At 33.9% G+C, this 23,121-nt stretch carries 14 protein-coding genes; 1 reads left to right on the forward strand and 13 read right to left on the reverse strand.

Features of this window, described 5'->3' with window-relative positions:
- Nucleotides 1-181: 181 nt before the first annotated feature.
- The 13 genes from NQQ59_RS07435 to NQQ59_RS07495 form a co-directional block, all read right to left on the reverse strand.
- Nucleotides 182-2,422, reverse strand: coding sequence for a GH92 family glycosyl hydrolase (locus NQQ59_RS07435; protein ID WP_144215019.1), 2,241 nt, complete (start codon nt 2,420-2,422; stop codon nt 182-184).
- A gap of 92 nt (nt 2,423-2,514) precedes the next feature.
- A complete protein-coding gene (locus NQQ59_RS07440; RefSeq protein ID WP_144215020.1) occupies nt 2,515-3,417 on the reverse strand; it encodes a hypothetical protein in 903 nt (300 codons plus the stop codon).
- A gap of 6 nt (nt 3,418-3,423) precedes the next feature.
- The gene (locus NQQ59_RS07445) at nt 3,424-4,554 is read right to left on the reverse strand and encodes a glycoside hydrolase family 10 protein (protein ID WP_144215021.1); all 1,131 of its coding nucleotides are present in this window, start codon (nt 4,552-4,554) and stop codon (nt 3,424-3,426) included.
- A gap of 94 nt (nt 4,555-4,648) precedes the next feature.
- Nucleotides 4,649-6,499 (reverse strand): hypothetical protein, encoded by a 1,851-nt coding sequence (locus tag NQQ59_RS07450; protein WP_144215022.1) that lies wholly within the window; start codon nt 6,497-6,499, stop codon nt 4,649-4,651.
- Between the two features lie 5 nt (nt 6,500-6,504).
- Nucleotides 6,505-8,463: a family 10 glycosylhydrolase gene (locus tag NQQ59_RS07455; RefSeq protein WP_144215023.1), complete on the reverse strand. Its 1,959-nt coding sequence runs from the start codon at nt 8,461-8,463 to the stop codon at nt 6,505-6,507.
- Entirely contained in the window at nt 8,453-10,309 is a 1,857-nt protein-coding gene (locus tag NQQ59_RS07460) for a RagB/SusD family nutrient uptake outer membrane protein (RefSeq protein ID WP_144215024.1), read from the reverse strand. The genes NQQ59_RS07455 and NQQ59_RS07460 overlap by 11 nt, the downstream gene beginning before the upstream one ends.
- Nucleotides 10,310-10,313: 4 nt before the next feature.
- Nucleotides 10,314-13,334 (reverse strand): SusC/RagA family TonB-linked outer membrane protein, encoded by a 3,021-nt coding sequence (locus NQQ59_RS07465; RefSeq protein WP_144215025.1) that lies wholly within the window; start codon nt 13,332-13,334, stop codon nt 10,314-10,316.
- Between the two features lie 33 nt (nt 13,335-13,367).
- Nucleotides 13,368-14,570: a n-acyl-d-glucosamine 2-epimerase gene (locus NQQ59_RS07470; RefSeq protein ID WP_144215026.1), complete on the reverse strand. Its 1,203-nt coding sequence runs from the start codon at nt 14,568-14,570 to the stop codon at nt 13,368-13,370.
- A 29-nt stretch (nt 14,571-14,599) separates the two neighbouring features.
- Nucleotides 14,600-15,259, reverse strand: coding sequence for a GDSL-type esterase/lipase family protein (locus NQQ59_RS07475; protein WP_144215027.1), 660 nt, complete (start codon nt 15,257-15,259; stop codon nt 14,600-14,602).
- 1 nt (nt 15,260) lies between these two features.
- Complete coding sequence (locus tag NQQ59_RS07480) at nt 15,261-17,063, reverse strand: FAD-dependent oxidoreductase (protein ID WP_144215028.1); 1,803 nt, start codon at nt 17,061-17,063, stop codon at nt 15,261-15,263.
- 34 nt (nt 17,064-17,097) lie between these two features.
- Complete coding sequence (locus NQQ59_RS07485; protein WP_144215029.1) at nt 17,098-18,513, reverse strand: DUF5009 domain-containing protein; 1,416 nt, start codon at nt 18,511-18,513, stop codon at nt 17,098-17,100.
- 93 nt (nt 18,514-18,606) lie between these two features.
- A complete protein-coding gene (locus NQQ59_RS07490; RefSeq protein WP_144215030.1) occupies nt 18,607-19,728 on the reverse strand; it encodes a glycoside hydrolase family 10 protein in 1,122 nt (373 codons plus the stop codon).
- Nucleotides 19,729-20,175: 447 nt separating this feature from the next.
- Nucleotides 20,176-21,402: an ROK family protein gene (locus NQQ59_RS07495; RefSeq protein WP_144215031.1), complete on the reverse strand. Its 1,227-nt coding sequence runs from the start codon at nt 21,400-21,402 to the stop codon at nt 20,176-20,178.
- A gap of 330 nt (nt 21,403-21,732) precedes the next feature.
- On the opposite strand from NQQ59_RS07495, the gene NQQ59_RS07500 reads away from it, so the two are divergent.
- Nucleotides 21,733-23,001 carry a DUF3370 family protein gene (locus tag NQQ59_RS07500; protein ID WP_144221515.1) on the forward strand — a complete coding sequence of 423 codons (1,269 nt, stop codon included), beginning with the start codon at nt 21,733-21,735 and terminating at the stop codon, nt 22,999-23,001.
- The last annotated feature ends 120 nt before the right edge of the window (nt 23,002-23,121 follow it).

Here is a 23,121-nt window from a genome sequence, read left to right on the forward strand (position 1 = left end):
TATCCGCTGATCTGCTAAATCTGCGAGAAAAATTTTTAGCTCACAGATTCGGCAGATTGAGCAGATTTTTTTCTAATCTTTTTAATCCTGTTAATCTGTAACTATATTTTATCTGCTGATCTGCTAAATCTGCGAGAAAATTTTTTCGTCCGCAGATTCGACAGATTGAGCGGATTTTTATCTAGTCTTTCGCAATCTTATTTGTCATTTTAAAAACCAATTCTCCACCAGATGCAATTTGATCGTGTTTAAAAAACAGTGAATTCAAAGTCTTTCCATTCAAAGTCACGGATTCTACATATTTGTTTTCTGGTGAATTATTTACAGCTTTTACAGTCAGTTTTTTTCCTTTTTCAAGTGCAATTGTAACTTTATCAAACAATGGTCTAGAAATCGTGTAAGTTGGATCTCCCGGCGCAACCTGATAAAAACCTATGGCGTTCAAAATATACCATGACGACATTTGTCCGCAATCTTCATTGCCACTCAATCCGTCAGGAGCATTTCTATACTGCTCTTTCATGATTTTATCGGCTAATTCCTGTGTTTTAAAAGGCTTGTTGATATAATTATAAAAATAAATAATATGATGACTTGGCTCGTTTCCGTGTGCATATTGCCCGATTAATCCCGAAATATCAGCAGATGCGTCTGCTCCTTCCAATTTTGCAGTTGTATTAAATAACGCATCTAATTTTTCTTCGAAAGAAATTTTCCCTCCCATCAAATCAATTAATCCGATTACATCTTGCGGTACAAACCAAGTCCACTGCCAAGCGTTTCCTTCACAATATGGACTGTTCATGTGATCAGAATATGAAGGATTAAATGGTCCAATAAATTTTCCGTTGCTGTCTAAAGCGCGCATAAAACCTGTTTCTTTATCGTAGTATTTTTTGTAACGCATACCACGCTCGGAAAGCCATTTATAATCTTCGGTTTTTCCCATGCCTTTGGCAACCTGAGCCAATGCCCAATCATTGTAAGCATATTCCAAACCTCTTGAAGTAGCAAAAATCACGTCTTTATCAGCAGGAATAAAACCCATTTCCTGATTGTATTTTTTCCCTTTTGTCATCAACCATTCCCAGATTGCAGGATGATTTACCTTCACTCCCGTTGTGTCGTAAGGAATTGAGCGCATCATCGCTTTATACGCCAATTCTGTATCGTAACCACGTATGTTTTTGCTGTAAGCATCGGCAATTACAGATGTTGAATGTGCGCCAATCATGGTTCCGGTGTAATTGGCTGCCAAATCCCACATTGGCAACAAACCTCCTTGTTTATATTTAATCAAAAGCGAATTAATAAACTCATTTGTTTTTGAAGGCGTAATTAAATCGATCAAAGGCATTTGCGCTCTGTACGTATCCCAAAGCGAGAATACCGTATAATACGTTCCAGAATCAAGCGTATGAATTTTTAAATCTTGTCCGCGGTATCTTTTATCTGTATCTGAATACGTTGACGGATGAATAAAAGCGTGATACAATCCTGTGTAAAATATGGTTTTCTGATCTTCTGTACCACCTTCAATTTTAAATTTATCAAGCTGTTTTTTCCATAATTCCTCTGCCTGTTTTTTTGTTTTATTAAAATCCCAAGCAGGAATTTCAGCATCTAAATTCTGCAAAGCGCCTTTTTCATCAACTGGAGAAATTCCAACTTTTACTTTTACTTCTTTCGGATTTTCAAAATAAAGGACAGCTTTGATGTGATCGCCTTTTAACTGATTTCCAGAAACCGCTTTATTATCCTTATACAATTCAACTTTAAAAGGTTTATTGAATTTTGCGTAAAAATAAACGTAATCTCTTTTTGACCAACCTTCTGTTAATCGCATTCCTCTAATTTCGGTATCGCTGATAATTTCTATAGAGGATTCCAGTACTTTTTGATTGTGCAGGTTATGATGCAAATCAATAATAATTCCAGCTTTTTCAGAAGGGAATTGATATTCGTGAAATCCAGCTCTTGTCGATGCGGTCATCGAAGCTTTTATTCCGTTATCAAAATTTACTACATAAAAACCTGCTGATGCTTTTTCGTTTTTATGCGAAAAATTCAATGGATAATATTCTTTTAAACTTCCGTTTTCCAATTGAAGTTTACCTGAAAAAGGCGTAAAAAGTACATCGGCAAAATCAGTCATTCCTGTACCGCTCAAGTGTCTGTGCGAAAATCCTAAAATACTGGTATCTTCGGTATAATAACCGCTACAGGCATCCCATCCTTGCGTTCTCGTATCTGGACTTAATTGTACCATCCCAAAAGGAACTACTGCTCCAGGGAAAGTATGGCCGTGTCCGCCCGTACCTATAAACGGATTTACATACTGCAGCAATTTTTGATTGGCATTTTGCGAGGTAATTCCAAATGAAAATGCAATAAAAAAAATCAATAAAAATATCCTTCTCATCAACTGTAATTAAAATAATTATTCTTGGGGCAAAATCAGAATTAGTACAAAAAAGTTCTAATTCCTTACGAAATTATTATGCATAAAAATTATTATGGAGTTCCCATAATATCTATTGACTCTGAATCATCTGCTCCATTTTTTGTAATGGAAAAATTAGCAGAAGCTGGACATCTCATGTCTGTATAACGTTTTGTAGTCATAGGAGCTTCATAAATTACTCCGTCCACTTTTCTAAACAAAACTACTTTATTCCATTTTCCGCCTGTTACTTTTGCTTTTGTGGCTTGAACCGGTTTTCCTTCATTTGAAACCTGATCAATGGCATTCACTCGTTTAAAAACTGCTTTGAAACCAGGCTGATATCCTGCAGCATCAAATTCTTCTTCATAGTGTTTACCAGCACCATCAACTATAAAAAGAATTTTTTTAGGGTTTTTAACTTGAACACTCATTGTTACGGTTTCGCCAGGATACCAATAATATCTTTTTTCAGCAGGTGCATTTTTATATAATGCGGCTTCTTCTGACTTATAAGCAGTTCTTCTTAAAAACGGTCTAAAAGCTTTTCTGTCTGCACTAACAACACCGTTATCGTCTTTAATCACTTCCCATGTCAATCCAATATCAGTTTCCTGTCCGTCTGAAGTACCTCCAAGATAAACAGATGCATTATCTAAATATTGAGTCGGTTTTGCTGGATTGACTCTATTAGGATCATCTATAAGAGTAGGGACAACAAATTCACCTTTAATTCCAAGCCAATAATCTTGACTTGACATTGCTTTTCGATAAAAAGCTCCTTGAAAACAAGGACTTGTTGCGACAGGTAGCACTTCATCAATAAAGCCTGTTTGAATCTGCTCTTCTAAGCTTTTTTTTATCACAGGCTGAACAGGTTCATAGTTATTATCACTGGAACATGATATATAAACAATACTCGATACCGTAATAGCTACAATGAAAAATTGTTTTAAGATATATTTCCTTTTCATATCATTCTATTTTTTTGGATATGTTTTAGTGAAATAGTCTGAATTGAACTTTAATCCTTCAAAAAAGAAGAATATTTCGCCAGTAACAGCATTACTTCTGTTTTCATTTACCATTTGTTCTACGAATTGATTTGTGGCATTATAAGTTCCAGACTGAATTAAAACTCCTGCATACAATTTTGAAAGGTCTGCACTGTTTTTAACATATCCGACCTGAGCTTTTAATGTCTGAGAATAAGACGATAAATCGTAGCGGTAAACTTGTGGAATTACATAATCGCAATATTTTTTATCCAGCCATGTCGGCCAGTCTTGTAGATAATTGTCCTTGGCCCACGGGTGTACACTTGGCGCCATAGAAACAATAACCTTTGGCTTAGCTACTTTTACAGCTTTGTACAAATCGCCTAAAAATTCAGTCAGTTTATTTGCTCTCCAATCTTTCCATATAGCATCATTTTCACTCGTCGGCGGATTTACACCTTTTTCTTTTTTATAAAGCTGTACTGTATAATCATCATAACCTCCTGCAATTGGCATTGCTGGCAATCTGTCATCTCCCTGAATACCATCTACATCGTATTTTTGTACAACCTCCAAAATCAGAGATTTCATGAAATTCTGAACATCAGGATTGATTCCATTCATCCATTCAAATCCACTGCTTGAAGTTAAAAGTGCACCTGTTTTATCTTTGGCAGCCCATGAAGGATATTTTGCGATGATGTCTCCTCCTTGTTTACCATTTGAAGCCGCAAATCCGTATTCAAACCATGCATGTACTTTAAGCCCTTCTTTATGTGCTTCTGTAATCATTTCTAACAAAGGATCACGGCCTTCATAACCTTCCATAATAGGTTTTCCAAACTCCGTATTCATAATTGTACTTGGATACAGCGTTCTTCCTTTATTCCAAACTACAGTAAAAATATCTGTAATCCCGGATTCTTTACAAATTCTGACCGTTTCTTTAATATTGGCAAGTGAACTAAGCGCTGGAGAAGCAACATTTGTTACCCAAACGCCTTTTATTCCTTTTCCTGCAACAGGTTTTACTACAGGCTGTACTGGCTCATAATCTCCACTTGAAGAACAAGAAACGATTAGTAAACTTAAAAAAATGAAAAATTTTCTCATAATACATCAAAATATTTAAAGCTTATTTCTTCAAATAATCACATTAATAAAGAGGCTGTTTTGGGATATAGCCTCTCTAAAAGAAATTGATTTTTTAGAAACCTAAATTATATACTGCCAGTTTATCGTTGGTAGCAAGGAAAGCAACATGAAGCTTACCGTTGATTACAGCAAAATCCGCATCGACCGTTCTGTTTGTATTAGTTGCTACAGTAGTTGAAACAATATTGACAATTGGATTATCTAATGCCGCTTGTGAAGAATCAGTGATGTCAAATATTCTGAAAATTGCTTTATTGTCTCCAGGAATTATAACTGTTGCCAAATATTTACGCCCTTTATAAGTGAAAACTCTACCATCTGAAGTTGGGATACCACTTAATTTTGCACCTTCTACCATTGAACTACTCAACAAGTTAATTCCATTAAAATTAGTTCCAGAGGCTATCCCAACAAATCCAGTATCATTTGGTTCGATACTATAATAGAAACCTGTTCCAGTATAATTATAGGCTTTGATTGCAGGCGTTGGATTTAAAACCCCTCCACTTACAGTCCAAACAAGTACATCTGTTTTTTGAGCCATACCTACAGTAATTACAGCATCTCCATCTAACGATCCTGAGATATTAATTCCGGCAGCTCTTGGTCCGTAAGTAAGCCCAAGTGCAGCACCTGTATAGTTAATATAAGCTTGTGGAGCTGTATCATCTTTAGAATTCCATTTTACAATTTTCAACGCTGTCGCTGTAGTAGCGCCAGCTCCTAATTGTACACCAAGAATTTTACCATTAGCATCAGTAGCTACCTTACGAATACCTGTCACAGCACCATTATCAAAATCTGTAGCTGTTCTATATAAACCATTTTGATAATTACCGTTCAAATCATAAGCATTTATACCATAAAGTATAGGACCCGCAGCCATAGCATGTGATGTTACTAATACAGATCCATTTGAAAAGGCAACTGAAGAACCAGCGTCAGCATTTAGCTGCAATTGTGCTTGTGTTTTTGCAAAAACTAATGTTGGATCGATAAGTGCATTTTTCACTGTAAACTCAGTTTCAACGCCGTTTGTTCCCGTGATTTTTACTTTAAATCCTTGTAGCATATTAATATTAGCCCCTGTAAAGGCTGGATCAATAATACATCCAAAACCAGCATTAATTTGTACCGTTGCAGCATTTAAATTAGTCAATGAAGACAGAACAGGCTGCACAATATTCTTAGTCGCATCAACAATAATCATTTGAGTAGTGCTTAGACCATTGATTATCATTGATTGAATTGTGGCTGGACCAACAGGATCTGAGGTAAAAATTACATCATAATAGTACTTCGTAACACCATCTGCCCCTAAAACTTCCATCTTAAATGGCGGTTTGTTTGGTAGAGAAATTGAATAATCTTTCTTGCTTCCATTTGTGTAATTAGTCATGATTCCGTTTACCCATGTATAGTTCACAGTTAGATTTGACACATCTGTACCTACTGGAATCTCCACAATAACTGTCGTTTTACCAAAATGTACTTTTTCTTGAGGGATTGTCATGCCAACCACTTCCAGATAACTCAACTTTGGTGGGGATTGTATGATTAATTTCCATTTTGACACATTTCCGTCTTCTCCTTTAACAGTAACATCCACTGGTTTTGTAAAATCATGCGGTACATTATTTTCAAAATCAGTTAACGATCCATTCGCAACTAAAACCTCTGTTTTAATAGCATTAAGAGGAAGCCCTGGCTGTAAAACCACTTTTAACTCATTTGAGCCGTCATTTGTAAATGTATACAGCGTTCCATCCAATTTAAGAGCGACAATTTTTGCTCCTTCAAAAGCACGATCGTCAACTTTATCTGCTTCACAAGACGAAAAAAGCAGTAATCCTGTCAATAAGCATACTAACATGCTTATGCTGTTTTTTATTTTTAAAATCATACTAATTATTTTTTTATGGTCTGTAATCCTTTCATTTGATCTAAAAATTCAGCCCAGTTAATGTAACATAAATCAAAAATCATAAGTCCTGAAGAATTTTTAAAGGCCGATTTAATAGCAATTCTTCTTTCACTATCATTCAAATCGGGTAAACTCAATGATGCAGAAACTGGTATCTTACCATCGACCAAAATGTTTCCTAACGTTACATATTTCGCTATTTCCTTATCTGTTTTATAATAAGTTCCAATCATGATAAAATCTAAATTGTCCAAATAGCTTGTTTTTGAATATTCAGCTGAATAGAACTTTGATTCTGGAAATCCCAATATCGGATTATAATTAAATGTACTGCTGGCCCAGTTTACCCCATTTTGATAATAGGTCTCATACCAAGAACCTACGTAAGCCGCCAATTGGAGATTCGGTTTTGTTGAAGCTTTATACTCATTAACAACCTTTCTTACTTTTGAAGCGAATTCTTTGATAAGTGTACTTCTGAAAGTAATCCAATCAATAAAATATTTGCCTTCAACCATTTTACCTTCACTATCAATACTAAAGGCATCATTTGGAAAATGATCAAGCTGTTTGCCTTTTTGTTTAAGATACTCAGCAAATTTGTTTTTTGACAATTCGCTGAAATCAGCATAAAAATTATCAAAACGGGTTCTGTCCAGTACAATACCGTCTATTGCGTAATTATCCAAGACTTCCTTTACACGCAAAAGTTGAAAATCGACCACTTCGGGATTCGCAGGATTAACAAAAGCTAATGCCACACGTTTTCCTAGCTTAGCTTCCTGTCCTACTTTAGATTCAGAAATTTTTAAAATCTGGCCTTTGTCTTCTGGACGTTGTACCATTTCTTCCCATTCAGGATGTGACCTTAAAACAGCGTAATCTTGGGTAGTTACATTCCCTTCTGTAAAGAAATTAAAACTTACGAACATCTTAAATCCACCCTTTTTAGCTCCATCAGTCAATTCTCCAAGCAAATCAAAACCATCATCATTTATCTTTTTATTCGGGTTTGAAGTACTTGTGAAATAAGGTGTATGTGACAAATTATTTTTTCTGTAGGAAACATAACCTTCTGGTCCTTTTACATCTAAAACTAAATGTGTAAATCCAGCAATTTTAGCATTTTTCAGCATCGAATCAACTGCAGCGCGATTTGTCAATACTTTTGCATTAGGAAATTGTTCAATCCACAATACTTTAATTTTTGATGCAACTTCTTCTTTTTCTTTGTAAAAAACGACTAGATTTTCTTCGCTTATTTTTTTCGAATTCTCTAAAAGAACAATATTGATGTAATTAACTCCTTTTTGCAGTTTGCAATTTAGAGCCAACTTATTTTGAATACTCTTTTGGATCTTCTGATCTGAAACAACAATCTGATATTTAGAACTTGAATTCTTATTAATCAATTCGCAGTTCACAAGAAATTGTTTGTCATAAACAGTCGTAAATTTATCACGATCAACTTTGAGCTGTGCAGACTGAATCCCTAAAATTTCTTTCAGATTTGAAATGTTTCCATTTTTTCTTAGCTTGACAACATCCTTCTTTTTAAAATGACTTTTGATGAATGACTCTGCAACTGCATTTTTTGATGCTTGCACAGCCACTAAATAATTCCCATCTGTTATTTTAGAACAGTCTATTTGCTGATTGGAAAAAACATCAATCACTAAATTGTTTTTGTCAATTAAAACACCTGTTACAGGAAAATCCAGTTTTGAATCTGTCGTTTTAATAAAAACTTTATCACTTAGCTGATTTATGGTTTCAATCGTCAATTCATTTCCTCTTACTACCAATGTAGGATCAGAGCTGGCGGCCTCTAGAGTAATTTTATCAGATTGAGCGAAAAGTCCAACCTGACAAAATAAAAAGAATAAATAAATCAAATATCTACTGCTCTTAACTCTTTTCTTTGTTTTATAACTATTGTCCATATCCATCATTTTGAGAAAGCCATGGCGCTTTATTTCTTTCCACCTGCGGTATTGGCCATAAGTAGTATCTGTCTTTCCAGTTATTTGGTCTATCTGCATCTCTTTGGCGTAATTTTGAACCATATGCAGCATATAAAGCTAAATCATTTAAATCTCTGTCAGATCCAGCTCCTCCATACTTTGGAACCATATCTGCAGTTACCTGAGTGTATCCATCAGGGTAAGTTCCCGGATTATTACCTGAAGGAGGAATTACTCCTGTTGCTATAGGGAATCCATATGTTTTTTCTGCATTTTCTAAAGCTCCGGTTCTCCATCTTCTCATATCAAAAAAGTGTAAACCAGTTTCTCTTGCCAGTTCTACTTTACGTTCTCTGCGCACCAATTGTCTAAGTCTTACAGGATCTGATGACGTTACTCCAGGCATATTGACCCTTCCTCTAACTTCATTGATCGCACTAAGCACTGTTCCATCAGCTTGGTTTAACTCTATTTTTGCTTCGGCATATATTAATAAAATTTCAGCATAGCGCATCATTAATATGTTGTAAGAAGGCTCAGAAACAATTTCGTCATTAAAATAATTGTATTTTCTCCATAAATAACCTACTCCACTTTGAATGTATCCATATTGTGCCACTGATCCAGTATAGTCAAGATTTGAAATTGATTGAGAATTTCCTGCTGCATCAAATGATAAAGTTGTTGGTTTATACAACTCCATTAAAATATTTTGTTTAACTCCTCCATTATTTGCAATAATGTGATCTTTATGAGTGTAGATTGTAAGTTTTAAACGAGGGTCTCTATTCGCAAATGGATTTTTCGGATCATATCCTGAACCTGCTTCATCAATTCTTTTGCCGTTAGTCATTTCATAAGTGTCTACAAGCAATTGCGTTGGAAATCTACCTGATTGACCACCAACTGTTCTGGCTATTTCACCAAAAGATTGATAATGTGTTTTTCTTGCTCCTTGATCTGAATAAGCCAGTGCAAATATATTTTCCTTTTTTGCAGCAGGGGTAAGTTGTCCGGCTCTAGTAAATAAATCATCAAAATTAGGATCCAATGCTCTTCCCGATTCTGCCATAATACGTTTTGCTGTTTGTGCAGCAATATCAAAATAAACAGCTGCTTTAGCAAGATCTTTTACACCTTTCTCACCAAAACCTTCTTTACACCAAGATCCCGCATACAAAGCCATTCTTGCTTTTAAACCTAATGCATACGATTTATCGATTCTTCCAAATTCTGCAGCTTGCCATGGTAATTGTGTACTAGCCTCTTCTAAATCGTTTAATAAATAATCTACAATTTCTGTCCAAGGTGTTCGGGCAATTGCTTTTTGTTCTTCCGCTGTTACCGATTTCGTAAAAAAGGGCACATCTCCATATAAAGCTGTTAAATAATGATAATGAGTGGCTCTAATAACCTTTACCTCTGCTATATATTGTTTTGCCTTATCACTTAACCCATTAATATAAGGTGCAGAACCTTCTAATACAGTATTGGCTCTTGCTACACCTTTGTAAAAGTTGGCCCATTGTGCTTCTACCATAAAATTGTTTTCCAAAGCGACGTTGTTTACACCAATCGAATTATTATCAGCACGTTCTATTCCCATTGGAGTGTACATATCATATAGAGTAAAAAAAGGAAGCTGACTTGTCTCCATATACAAACTCTGATAAGCACCATTTGTTCCTTGTTTTATAGCGGCTTCGTTGTTGTAAAAATTAGATGATAAATAATCACTTAAAGGTTCTTTATCAAGATAATCATCACAAGATCCTAACCCTACGACAAGAGTTAATCCTAATATTGTTTTTCTGATTAAGTTCATTTTGTTAAAATTTTAAATTAGCACCAAATGTTATCGTCTGCATAATTGGATAGAATTCACCACCCAAACTTCCTCCATAACTTACCTCAGGGTCATATCCTGCATAAAAATGACTTAAAGTCCATAAATTTTGTCCACTAACATAAAGACGAAGACCATCAATATGCGCTTTTTCTAAAAATGATTTTGGAAGACTATATCCTAAAACAACATTTTTTAATCTTAGATAAGCTCCATTTTTCACCCATTTATCAGAAGTAACAAAGTTATCTCCCGAGTTAGCTTCCGGAACCAAAATTGGATATTCTGCATCTTGATGATCTGGAGTCCAGGAATCTAATTGATGTGTAAATAAATTTGATCCGTTTGCAAATGGTTTAACTCCAATACCACTCATTAAAACCTTTCTTTCCCCAACTCCCTGCCAAAAGCAAGTAAAATCAAAATTTTTGTAACTAGCTGTCAAGTTTACACTGTATTCGTAATGCGGAAAAGGATCTCCTAAATATACTTTGTCACTTTCTGTAATTTGATTTGGATTCAGACCACTTTGATCCATTTTAAGGTATTTTACATATCCTGGCTTAGCTGCACTTGACAATTTTGGTGAATTAGCAACATCAGCTGCGTCAACATAGTATCCATTCGTTTTGTAGCCCCAAATTCCCTGATTAGGATAGCCTACCGTTACTGATCTGTCTGAGTTTGGTCCATACAATTTTGTTATCTCATTTTCATTATTACTAAGTGCTAGAGTTATACCATAATTGAACTCTCCAACTTTATTTTTATATGAAATAGTAGTTTCCCAACCTTTATTTCGCATATCTCCTGCATTACTGTATGTGGCATTAAGACCAACATAATAAGGCACGGGATAAACCATAAGCATATCATAAATATCTTTTATATAATAATCAAAAGTTGCAGAAAGCTTTCTTTTGAAGAAAGTAGCATCTAAACCAAAATTGGTCTGCCTTGATTTTTCCCAGGAAATATTAGAATTTGATAAGGTCGTTTGTGCCACACCTTGCGCTAATTGTTTATCAATCCAGTAGCTATACCCAGATTGTATAGTTGAGGCATAAGGATAGTTTCCAATATCCTGATTCCCTAAAGTTCCAACAGACGCTCTTAATTTGAAGTCACTAACATAGTCTAAAATAGGTTCCATAAATTTTTCTTTACTAACAGTCCATCCTGCTGAAAAAGAAGGAAAGAAGCCCCATTTTTTTCCATCTACAAAACGAGAAGAGCCATCATAACGTCCACTAACTTCAAGTAAATATTTACTTGCATAATTATAATTAAATCTTCCATAAAAAGATGACATCGCCCATTCTGAAGCTCCTCCAGTTGCGGATGCAGTAGCCCCGTCTCCATTTACTAAATAATATCTTTCAAGATCAAAACCATTTTTACTGGCACTAAAATCTCTATACTGATTCTCTTCACTTTGTGTACCTACCATCAACTTAGCTTCATGTTCACTAATTTTTTTAGTATAAGATGCCTGAGCTCTGAAATAGTTTCTAACAGTTTCGGTATAAGATTCTGTTACTAGATCTCTAGCTGGATAATAGCCTTGTACAACACCTTTTAATGAAGTTAAGTATGGTGTTGTTATATAGGTTCCTCTGGCATCTGTTTTTCTATAACTATATTGACCTAAAATTTCTAAATCTTTTATTGGTGTAGCAGTTAAGGTTGCATTCATTAATATCTCTGGTCTAATCATAGTATTTTGTCCTGAAGCTACGGCATTTGCAACTGGATTGTCTCCATTTTTTCCGTATCCCCAGTTTCCATCCAACTCCTTAACAGCTGAAAGCGTAGGAAGCATATATAGAGCTTTATTAATAATAGATTTTGGAGTTGAAATTCCAGGTGTTATTTGTGTGGATGTTCTATATGAAAATTCATTGTTTAATTTTAACCAACTGTTGATATTTGCATCTGTATTTAACCTAACATTGATACGTCTAAAATTGTTATTATCAATTAAACCACCTTGATTAAGAGATGATAAAGATCCAAAATACTTCAAATCCTTACTACCACCAGATAATGTAACATTATTGTTGTTCATTAAGGCACTATTTTTAACAGTAGCCTCTTTCCAATCTGTATCATACCTGTTCCAGTTATCTGGTTTATAAGCTCTTTGATCTGCTATCATTTGCTCTCTTGCTGCTCTTTGATCCGCAGGAACTACAATCCCTGCATTGTCAAAAGAGTTAAGTTCCGCCTGAAGATAATCTGCTGCTTTTACAACTTTAGGCATATTAGTAGGTGTCTGAATCGAAGTATAAGAATCAAAAATCAATCGCATTTTACCTTCTTTACCTCTTTTGGTGGTAATAAGAATAACCCCATTTGAAGCTCTTGAACCGTAAATTGAAGCAGAAGCTGCATCTTTCAATACCGAAACAGATTCAACTGTATTCATGTCAATCTGATTCATATCCATTTCAATTCCGTCTACCAAAACTAATGGGAAAGTATTAGAATTTACAGAACCAATACCTCTAATTCGAATGTTGGCACCGTCTGAACCTGGTTCTCCAGAAGTTTGCTGTACTGTTACACCTGCAATAGTTCCTTGTAAAGCTGTAGACAAAGAAGCAACAGCTCTTTTATTAAGATCTCCTCCTTTAACAGCTCCAAGAGCTCCTGTCACGGTTTCCTTTTTCTGAGTTCCATAACCTACAACCACGACTTCCTGCATTTGGTTCTCAAGAGTCTGCATTTGTACTTTTACAGTTGTCTTCTCTGTTATATCAACAGTCATGTCTTTGTGTCCCATATAGCTGACCTTTATCAAGTTTTTGCCAGCCGGGACATTAATTTGAAAATTTCCATCAAAATCTGTTGAAACTCCTTCCTTTGATCCCTCGACAGCAACATTTGCTCCAATCAGTGGCAAACCATCAGGGTCAATAACAGATCCTTTTAATTGTCTTGATTGTGCCTGTATTGCAACAGAAGACAAACAAAACAATAAAAAAAACATCATTTTTTTCATAGTTACATAATTTAAATTGGTTAGTTAATTAGTTTATTTTAAGGTTGTCCACAATTCGTACAATCCTCTAGGAACATGAAAACATCCTTTCCATTTTCCTCCTTTGGCTTCAAGGAGCGGTTTACCTTCTCTGGTCAAATAGCCAAACCATTCCCCTTTGTATTTTTCATCTCTAAAGTGATTCCAAGTATAATCATGAAGTTTTATAAACCATTCTTTGGATTTTTCATTCCCTGTCAGTTTATAAGCTTTGGCGAAAGAAATCATGGTTTCAATATGAACCCACCATAACTTTTGATTCCATTGCAGTTCCTGTGTTGGATGGCCTTTTATATCTAAGAAATAATAGATTCCTCCAAACTCCTTATCCCACCCAAATTCTGTTGTTTTTATTAAAATTTCTTCACACTGTTTAATCAATTCTGGTTTATTGTATCGAGCTGCGATATCCATAAGAAACCACATTGATTCATTTCCGTGGCCTGGATTGATTATTCTTCCCTCAAAACTGTCACTAAAAGCGCCGTTTGCTCCAACATTCTCCATGATAATACCATGCTCTTTGTTCAGAAAATTAGTCATAATATCTTCAATAAGTGGTGGAATCATTTGATCCACTACTTCTTTACCAATTGCTTCTTCCAGCAATAAAGACAGATTGCACAAAATCATTGGAAGCGAAAAGTTCTTTAATTCTCTCGTACCCACAAATGCCTTGCTCCACTTGCCTTTTGGGTTATTTTGTCTTGCCAGAATGTTGTTATAGGTGTTTACAGCAACCTCTTTATGCAAAGGATCATTTGTCGCTTTAAATAACTCGCCAAAAGCCATTGCTGCGAAACAGTCTGAGAATATATTGTAAGGAACTACTAAAGGTTCTCCTTTTTGGTTTAAAGAAAAATACCAGTTCCCTTCTGCGTCTCTTCCATTATCCAATAAAAATTTTGCTCCATGAAGTGCAATATCAAGCCATTCCTGTTTTTTTTCTACTTTATTATAAAGCATCGAAAAAGTCCAAACTTGTCTTCCTTGCAACCAAATAAATTTATCTGTATCGTAAACGTTACCTTGTCTATCCAAACACGTAAAATAGCCTCCGTACTCTTTATCAATAGAATATTTTTCCCAAAACGGAATAACTTCTTTCAATAATTCGTCTTTGTATAAGCCTGCGTATTGATACAAATCTGTATTTTGAAGCTGGTCAAATTTGATATCATTATTTGTTTCTAACATTTACACTATGTTTTAAAGTTTATTATTTTCTAAATGTATTTTTTGATCATTCCCGCCCATTTTAAATACCCTGGACCAAGAAGATGCAATCCGTCATTGGTGTATGTTTTGCTCAGTTTTCCGTCTTCATCTAAGAATTCCGGAAAGAGATTTATAAAAAACACTTTATTTTCTTTAGCTAATTTTTCTAATCCGATGTTTACTTCTTTGATAATCTGCATTTTTCCTTGATGTTTTTTGAAGGTGTCAAATGCATCATTTGTAGGCAAAATACTCTGAACATAAACTTGCGTTTTAGGGCTATCTTTTTTGATTTTGGAAAGAATTGCTTGATAATTATTCCAAATCACAGCAGGTTCAATTCCCAGCGAAATATCATTTATCCCAATCAGAATGAAGATCTTTTTAGGCTTTCGATTAACGATTTCATCCATACGATCCAAAACACCTAAAGTGATATCACCTGAAATTCCTCTGTTTCTGACTTTTCCGTCTGTAAAAATTTCATCCCAATTCGCGCAATTCGTTATGCTGTCGCCTAGTAGAATAATTTCGTTTTTCTGCACAGGCATAGCTTCAAAAAAAGAGCGTCTTTGATCGTAGAAATAATTATGAAAAACCTGTTTGTTTTCTTGAGCTAAAAGCCCCATAAAAAGAGTAGAAAAGAAAACACAAATACTCTTGAACATTTTATTTCTTTTTAGTTTTAATATTTCCTGAAAAATCAATTTCTTTCTCAAATGCTTTTAAGCCTTCTTCAATCAAAACAGCCAAATCTCTTTTATTTATTGGCTTTGCCGAATAATTCTTTTTTTGAATCTTAGCACCTGCTTTTACAAGAAGATTAACCGCTTCTTGTTCTGTAAGAAGTGTTCCAGATTTTACAATTTGATTTTTTTTGTCAAACTGATTCAACCCCTCTGTAAATTCCTGAACCGAAATATTCTGTTCTGGATAAAACCAAGTTCTGTTCGCCCATTGATAACTTTCTCCTTTTGTTTTCAATATTCCTGTTGCTGTAACTTTTTGAATAGTTTCAAAAGCTGAATCGGTCGACTTTACATCAAAAAGTGGCATGATATACGCTTTTTGATCTAATAAAGATTGTTGTACACTTCTAACAGAAACATTACGAACATCTTGATTTTTGTTAACTGCCAAGGCTGCCAAAGTTCCTGCTGCCTGACCCGTTAATAGTACTACTGGCTGTAAACGTGTTGCACCATTTATTAAGTTTGAAACAGAGATAGCTTTATCCGAAACAATAAAACCATCTACTTTTTCTGGTATCAAAGCTCCTAAAGGAATGTTATAAGATGGTACAGGCGGAAAACCGACATGTGGTGCTTCAGGATTTTGATTATGATGATGATCTACAGGATAATCGCCAACTGAAATTCCAGTTTTATATAAAGCTTCTTTTTGATTATAAGGTTCTGCAACATGATTATAAGTTAAAAATGAAACTCCTTTTAATCTTCGGCCTTCTCTATGATATGGTGCGTAGGCAAGCAAATCTGATGTCGTAAATTCATCATCTGCTAAACCTAAATTTTTATATCCTAATTCTTTCTGAATGTAGTAAACGAATTGTAAAGTATAATTTCTTGCTTTAAGAAGTTCTTTGTTTCTTTCTTCTCTAGACATTTCAATAACGTTCAAATACACATCATTCCCTTTTTTAGGCCAGTTGATCATGTATTTGTTGTTGGGTAATTTTCCGTAAGTCAACATTTGATCACAATCAATTTGCTTATTATCAACCGTCTCTGCACATGAACCTTCGAAATGAGAAGCCGAGTAATTTTCAGGTTTTACGATTGTCTTGTCAGCATCTTTTCCGTAGTCTTTTAAAATAGCAACCCAAGTTAAATCCTGAACAATATTATTTGCTTTCAGCGGTGCATTTTCTTCTTTAGTTTCTGCTTTGGAATCCATACCCAATCTATATGCAGTCCCAGCCATCTTAAGGCTTTCTCCAATGTCGGTTGCATCAATTGTAACTTTTGCTGTCACTTCTAAAACATCATTTTTATCATTTTTAAAAGTAGCACCAACCACTTTATTCCCAGATTTTTTAATAGCTTCAATATAAAACCCATGAATAATTTCTAACTTCTTTTCTTTAGAAGCTATTTTATTAAAAATCATGTTTCCAACAGATGGTTCAAATAAAGTATTGCTTACCCAACCAGTTTCTAAAGCTGCCGCTCCCCCATAGTAATCTCTAAGTGCACCTCTGAACTCATTCCAAATTCCTGAATCTAGATTATGGTTTCCATCGCAAGCTCCCACTCCCTGTGAAGTAAACATACCTCCTATCCATGGAGACTCTTCAACAATCAAAGTATTAGCTCCTAATCTTGAAGATGCTATACCAGCAGATGTTCCGCTGGTAGAGCCTCCAATTACTAAAACGTCAACCGTCTTTTTAGTGATATTCTGAGAATATCCATAACAAAATAAAAAAAATGCAATTATTTGAATTTTCATAATATATAATATTTTAATAGCAAGCTTGAATTATTTAGGTTCTCCAAAACCATTTTTTCTTAGAGAAAAAAGTCGTTATTAAAACGGCAAATACCGTAAGTATAAACCCTCTAAGAAACCCCATAAAAGCATTTTTGTTAAATACTTCAAAATAATTTGTAATCGTTAAAATAGTCAAAATCGGCATCACGAACATTGAAGTTGAGACATAGGCGATCATTGGATTTTGTCCTGTTAAAACCAAAAATTTAGTAGCCCTACTGCATTTGAAATAATCACAAATCACAGAGAAAAAAAGTATCGCAAAAAATGCCAATCCAGATGTTACGAAATAATAACTATATGTTGAAGTATCTTTTCGAATACCACCTTCATAAGCTTCCAAAAACAACCCTAATAGCAAACAGTAAGCTCCTGCCGAAAAAAGTTTTTTCCAAAAAACACCAAATTCTGAAGTACTCGATTTTAAAATAAAATAGTTTAAAATCAACAAACCTAAAGAAACCACAAGATTCATTTCTAATTCACGTACAAATAAGAAATAAACGTTGCTTATAATGATTGTTAAAGAAATTAGACCTGCTACGATTGCTTTGTTGTCATTTTCTCGCACTTCATTTTGTGGCGCAACAGTCCATTCTTTAATATATTCTCCGGCAAGAGTTCCTAGAATTACTATAAAGAAATATTTTAAGTAATAAAATTTATAAGCCCATGCGAAAGGCGTAAAGTCATACAATTGTTTGACCCAGCCATCATTTTTACTTGATAAAAATACAGCCATAATAAAGGGCAAAACCAATAATCTATAAACTGGCTTTTTGAACGTGAAAATATAAATCATACTTGTCCAAAAAGCCATGTTTGCAAGTACTATTAAGATAATATCGCTGTAATAAAAATCAAAATTATGATTTTCTTTTCCTTGAAAATTTGTCGCTAAGAGCAAACCTAATCCAATTGCAAAAGCAACTAATTTTATGATTGAGCTATTCAATTTGGGATTTTTTGATTTTTTTATAAACGAAAATGTATCTGTCGAAAACATAAAAAACATCAAAACAAAACTGCCTATAGAAATTATGCATGACGTAATATCTACTGGGCTGCTAATTACAAATGGCCTCATGTGCATAAAGAATATGGCAAAAAAGACCAATTGTAATCCTCTAAAAAATGAGTCTAGACAGAGTGTCCACTTATTGGCACCATTTTCTAATTTGCTTCCTAATGAAAAAGGAAAAGCGGCTCCCATTGAAAATAAAAAGAAAGGAAAAACAAGATCTACCCAAGTAATCCCGTAAATATTAGGATTAAATGATGAATTGGGAGGTACTTGAGCATGTGCCATCCAAGCGGGCAAATAAGTAAGTATTATTTGTCCAGAAAGGATCATTGCAATAATCGCAAATCCTCTTAAGGCATCAATAGATAAAGCTCTTGTTTTCATATCCTGATTTTAAAAATCAATTATTTTAAGACAATATTATACCTGTCGCTGCAATAGCGATTATTTTTTTTGACTGTTGTGTCAATCTACTTTTTAGTGGTATTCTTTTGAAAAATATTCTGGAAAAGCTTTTAAGCCTTCATAGAAAAAAAATGATTCTCCTTTTATTCCTAACTTTCTGTTAGTATCAATCATTGCCTTTAAAAAATCAGGCTTTGGATTTATGCCATTCACTTGAAGCAGGACTCCCGAAAAGAATTTACTTTTCTGATCTTCTTTAAGAAATTTCAACTGCTCTTCTAATGTACTAGTATAACTTTCAATTGTTTTTCTATAAACCTGCGGAATAACATAATCACAATATCCTTTGTTCAACCATGTGGGCCAGTCTTGCAAATATTCCTCTTTTGCCCAAGGATGAATACTTGGAGCCATGCTTACAATCAGTTTAGGTTTAATTGCTTTTAATTCTTTATAAAGCTCACCAAGAAAAACAGTCAATTTATCTGCACGCCAAGTAAGCCAATCTTCGTTTTTATAATCATCTGGCGGAAGATTTCCTTTATGTTCTTTTTTATATAAAGCAATCGTGTAAGGATCATAACCGCCAAGCGATGGCATTGCAGGCAAACGGTCATCGCCTTGAATCCCGTCAACATTATATTTTTTTACAACCTCAACAATCAATGATTTTACAAAATTTTGAACTTCTGGGTCCATAGCGTTCATCCATTCAAAACCATTTTTTGTAACCAAGTTTCCTTTATTATCGATTGCTTTCCAGTTTGGGAACTTTTTTAAGATCGCACCTCCGTTTTCACCATATGAAGAGGCAAAACCAAATTCAAACCAAGCGTGTACTTTTATATTTTCTTTATGTCCTGCATCAATCATTTCTTGTAAAGGATCACGATCTTCAAAACGTTTCATAATTGCTTTACCAAATAAATCTTTCATTATCTTACTTGGATACAAAGTTGTTCCTCTATTCCAAACCACAACATATATATCTGTAATACCTGATTTTTTGCAAAGCGTAACAGTCTCTATAATATTTTCTTTAGAATCTAAAGCTTTTGATGCAACATTAGTAACCCACACTCCTTTTACTGGAGCAATTGAAAATTTGCCATTAATTGATTCTTTATTGCTCCCACAGCTAAAAAGCGAAAACAACAAAATAGGTAATAAAGTAATTTTAAATATATTCTGCATTAGTTGTGGTTTTTATTCTGAACAAATATATAAAATTTTATTAACCACAACTTAGTTATTAAAAAAATTTATTAATTAAAAAAAAGATTATTTTTAGAAAAGACTAAGTATAAAACAGAAAAACCTAGCAAACACAACCCATAAGCCACTAAAACCATTTTTTAAAAATTTTCATTTTTTTATAAGTATTTTTTTTGAAAAGAAAATTATTCGGACAAAACAAACTTATACTCATATAAAAAAAGAACAAATACTAATTATTTATCAATTTAAAAGATTCTTAAACATACTTTTATCTGAATTTAAAACAGTAAAAAAACAACAGGTTTTGAAAAAAAATTTAAAAACTAAGCTTTATTTTGAGAGCAGGAACTAGTAGATATAGAAACAAAAAAAACTCTATAAAATCAATTTATAGAGTTTTGGAAAAATCTTAAGAAGGATTAATTATTTAAAAAAAGGGGAAAGCATCTTTTCTTTAACAATACAGCAAGCACCGATTACTCCTACGCGATGTCCGAGTGTTGATTTCTTTAATTTCATATCGCGATTTACCAAGCCAAGAGAATGTTTCTTAAGTGCAGACTGAATAGGCAGTAGTGCAAAATCTCCGAGCTGTGAAAAATCTCCTCCAATAACAAGCAAATCTGGATTAAATATATTCAACAAAATAGATAAATAACGCCCCATTTTTTCACTTTGTCTTGTTACCAATTCTATACACAAACTATCTTCTAAATTTATTGCGCCAGAAATAATATCCAAATGCTGTAGGTCTTCATTTTCATTGAGTTCAATTTTAGAATGTTTACCTTCTTTAAGTGCTTCTTTAAATTGTCTAACTAAAGACCAACCGGAAATTTCAGTTTCTAAACAACCTAATTTACCACACTGACAAATAATTTCATTTTCAAAAAGAGTACTATGTCCAAATTCTCCAGAATACCCAGATTTTCCATAATAAAGCTTTCCATCTGTCATAATACCAATAGCCACACCCCAGCTGTAATTTAAGAAAATTATATTCTGCTCATCATCCACTACACCTTCACAATATTCACCAAAAGCCATTGCTCTCGTATCATTTTCAAGATGAACCGGAAGCTCAAGCTGTTCTGATATTATCTCAGTAAGAGGTCTATTTTCACTAAAGAAATAGTTATAACTAAAACCTTCCATAGAATTTATACGACCAGAAAAATTAATACAAATTCCTACGATCAACTTTTTCTCTACAGAACTTTCTTCTATATAATTATTTATCAAAGCACAAAATTCTAAGAGAGATTCCTGAGAATTTTTTAATGCAAACGGAACACGTAAATCAAGACTTATAAACTCATTTTTAATATCCTGTAATCCTATAGACATATGAGTCCTCCCTACTTCAACACCAAGAAAAAAAGCGCAAGTAGGATTGATACTATACAATGAAGGCCTTCTTCCTCCGCTATTGGTAATTTTCCCCATGTCCACAACATTACCTTCTTGTAAAAGTTCATTTACAGCCTTGGTAACAGTAGGAACACTAGATTGTAATTCAGAGCTTATTTCTGCAATTGTAGCATTTCCTGCAGAAAGCAATCGTTTCACAATTGACTGCCTCAGCATATGCCATTTTTGCCCAGAAAGGCTATTGTCTTTACTAATATCAAGTAAATCTTTTAAATTCATTTATCTTAGATTTTAACAAATTTTACTACAAACATAATTCATTTTCAAGTCAACGATTATTTTTTTATTATAAAAATCAAATACAATCTTACAAACTTCGTAACAATATTTTTGACTTTCAATACTTTAAACATTATAAAAAGCAAACTGAATACGAAAAAAACATCTAAAAAAAGCAACGTTTTTACTTTTACTCAAAGATTTAAAAAAAAATTAAAATAACAATCAATTTATTATTAAATATTCTTAATAATAAAGCTGTTGATATTAATTTTTGACTACTTTAGCAAACAACTAACTGATTATCAAAATAATTAAATCTAACCAACCATGAAAGTAAAAAAACTATTATGCATTATTACCACAACTATTCTTACTTATGCTTGCTCACACGAGGAAACCATTGAAAAAACGAATGCGAAAATCGCTGTTGAAAACACAACCAATCCGACAGCTAAAACACAATTAACTTTAAATTCAATAGTTTCATCTGACTGGACTTCTGGTACCCTTTCAACTTCGATTATACCTCCTCAAAATTTAAAATATTTAAATGGTAATTTGTCTGAAAAGCCTATTTGGAAAAGCAATAATCCCGAAATCATAAACGGAAACGGATGGCTCATGCAAAATGCACGAGTTGATCCTAACCGAGGTGGCTCTTCAAATCCTCTTTCAGGCACTTTTGGCGTTTATTTATTTCATATCAATCAATCTGGCGCCACAAAATACCTACATATTTTAGTTTCAAATCCTCAAACCACCGCACTAACAATTTCAGGAAAAGGATCTACTTATACAAATGCCGAGAAACCCTTAAACGGAAGCGCAACAGGGCAAAGTTATTTTGTTTCTAAAGACTGGCTGCAAAACACGCCACGAACAACATTCAGCAACATCACTGTTAACCCTTCTAAAGTCTATGAGGTTTACAAAGCAACATTAGCCAATAATAATATGGTTGATGGTTCTTATGAAATTACAGCTTCACAAGGCGTATATGTTTACACTGTGGTCACTTCGACTGGAAATATAAATGACGCCGTAAACGCTACTCAAACTGCCGCTGCGGGAGATATTTATACTGAAAGCACTAACGCATATGGTCGAGAAGCGGGTATATATACCGACTCGGGATGGTCAGGAACAACAGATATTGACTTACCCTCCGGACCTGCTTACATGGGATTATGTCTTAACACAAGTTCAAAATTTGCAGTGAGCGGAGCTTATCTTCAAAATCAAAATGCACCTTACTCTTATAAATTAAATGGAGCTTCACAAAATACTTACGGAAATTATGGTCATAAATATACGTTGACTTTAAAGCTGAATAATCCTAATAGTATGGCTAAAAATGTGTCACTTACATTTGCTTCAAATTTTACTTCTGGAACTAATTCACCTTCATTTACTTTTAATGGACCGCTTTATTTAAATGGGGCTTTGAAAAATATTTACACGACTCCAACTCAACCTGCCCAAAATTTATCAAATTGGAGTATTCCTGCAAATTCCTTTTTTAATGCTACAATAACATTTTATGTTCCTGGCTTAATTACAACCGGACAACAACTAATTCTAAAACAAACCAACTAAGTCTATCTTTTAGCCAGTACAATATTAAAAATGCATAAATATGATTTCGTTCTTAAAGATAGTATAGCTTTTTTTCATTTTATATTTATCAAAAAACTAACAAAAAAAGATTGACAATTT

It is taken from the genome of Flavobacterium panacis, assembly GCF_024649945.1.
GTDB classification, from domain to species: domain Bacteria; phylum Bacteroidota; class Bacteroidia; order Flavobacteriales; family Flavobacteriaceae; genus Flavobacterium; species Flavobacterium panacis.